Annotated in this window: 2 protein-coding genes; one reads left to right on the top strand and one right to left on the bottom strand. The window is 72.9% G+C overall.

The genetic code is table 11. The features are described from left to right. Positions 1-90: 90 nt before the first annotated feature. Entirely contained in the window at positions 91-1,047 is a 957-nt protein-coding gene (locus ACWEBX_RS39805; RefSeq protein WP_451889583.1) for a GlxA family transcriptional regulator, read from the bottom strand. 82 nt (positions 1,048-1,129) lie between these two features. Between ACWEBX_RS39805 and ACWEBX_RS39800 the strand changes: the two genes are divergently transcribed. Further along, the gene (locus ACWEBX_RS39800) at positions 1,130-1,723 is read left to right on the top strand and encodes an MBL fold metallo-hydrolase (protein WP_451889582.1); all 594 of its coding nucleotides are present in this window, start codon (positions 1,130-1,132) and stop codon (positions 1,721-1,723) included. Positions 1,724-1,942: the final 219 nt, after the last annotated feature.

Below are 1,942 nucleotides of genomic sequence, written 5' to 3'. Positions count from 1 at the left end.
GAGCGCCTTCCACCGCCGGTGGTCGGGGGCGGGCGGGGCTTGGACAGTGGTCATGGGGTCACGCTAGGCGGGTAGGGCCTGCCGAGGGTGTCAGGGCGTGTTCGTGAACGAGCGGCGGTAGGAGCGGGGCGGTACTCCCCGGCGGCGTACGAACTGTTCGCGCAGGACGGCCGCGCTTCCGTAGCCGACACGGTGGGCGATCTCCTCGACCGGCAGGTCGGTCGTCTCCAGGAGTTCCTCGGCGCTGCTCAGCCGCAGGCCGCGCAGCCAGGCATGGGGGGTGGTGCCGGTCGCGGCGGTGAACCGGCGGGCGAAGGAGCGTTTGCTCATCACGGCGCGCCGGGCCAATTCCGCCACGGGAAGCGGTTTGTGGAGGTTCTCGCGGGCCCACGCCAGCACCTCGGTCAGCCGCTCGTCACGGCAGTCCTCGGGGGCGGGGGCCGCCAGGTACTGCGCCTGCCCGCCGTCGCGGTGCGAGGGCAGCACCACGTCCCGGGCGATCGCGTTGGCCATCGCGGCCCCGTGCTCCCGCCGCAGCAGGTGCAGGCACAGATCGAAGCCCGCGGCGGCTCCCGCGCCCGTGACGACGCGTCCTTCGTCGATGTAGAGGGCGTCGGGTTCGACGGTGACGTCCGGGTGACGACGGGCGAGCAGTTCGGCGAACCGCCAGTGGGTGGTGGCCCGTCGGCCGTCGAGCAGTCCGGCAGCGGCGAGCGCGAACGCGCCGACACAGTGGGCCGAGACCAATGAGCCACGCTCGTGCGCGTCGGACAGCGCGGCGAGCACGGCTCGTCCGGGCGGTGTGCGGAAGTCCGCCCAGGGCAGGGCGATCACGAGGTCGGCGGAGGCGAGCCGGTCCAGACCGTGCGTGACGGTGAGCGGCACCCCCATGTCGGTGGGGACCGGCCCCGGCCGGTCGGTGCACAGGGCGAAGTCGAAGCCGGGCACCTCCTCGCCGTGCGGACCGAAGACCTCGGCGACGATGCCGACGGCGAGCAGGCCGACTCCCGGCGGGGCATACGCGGCCACGGTCACGAAGGGGGACACACCCGCAGTGTGGCACGAATCCTGCGATCAGCGGCAACTGTGCCACTCGTGAACGCGCCGCCCGCCCGGAAGGATTGAGGCCATGACAGACGCACCGCTCGGCCGCAGCGCCGTGTACACGATCCTGACCACCGGCTACACGGGCTCCACCGGCCCCGGGGTCGCCGCCACCGTCTCCTACCTGGCCGACGCGGGCCGGCACGTGATCTTCGACCCGGGCATGGTGGCGAGCCGCGACCGCATCCTGGCCCCGCTCGCGGAGTTGGGCCTCGGCCCCGACGACATCACCGACGTCGTACTCAGCCACCACCACCCCGACAACACCATGAACGTGGGCCTGTTCGGACGCGCCCGCGTGCACGACCACAAGGTGGAGTACCAGGGCGACCAGTGGACCAACCGGGACGCGGAGGGCTATGAACTCACCCCGTCGCTGCGCCTGATCCGCACGCCGGGCCACAGCCCGGAGGACATCACGCTGCTGGCCGGCACGGATGCGGGTGTGGTCGCCTTCGCCGGTGACCTGTGGTGGGACGAGAACGGTCCGTCGGACGACCCGGTAGCCCCCGACCGTGAGGTGCTGCGTGCCTCCCGGCTCCGGGTGCTGGCCGCCGCGGACCTGATCGTGCCCGGCCACGGCGGCCCGTTCAAGGCCGACGGCGCCACACCGCGCTAGTGCTCCGAGGGAGAGGCCCGATCCCCGGGTCGAGTCGGTGCGACCGGGCGCCGGGAACAGCCGGCCCGGCCGACACGGTTGTATCGACCGAGGGACCGGCGCCACACGGCCGGGGTACGCGGACCGTAAGGTCTCGGCCCCGCCGGGATCCGGGCCCCAGGATCGCGGTACGCCCGCCGCGCATCCGGACCCAGACGTATTTCCGCAGGAGGAACCGTT

The sequence above is a fragment of the Streptomyces sp. NPDC005070 genome, assembly GCF_053600395.1.
This window is presented reverse-complemented; position numbering and strand designations above follow the sequence as displayed.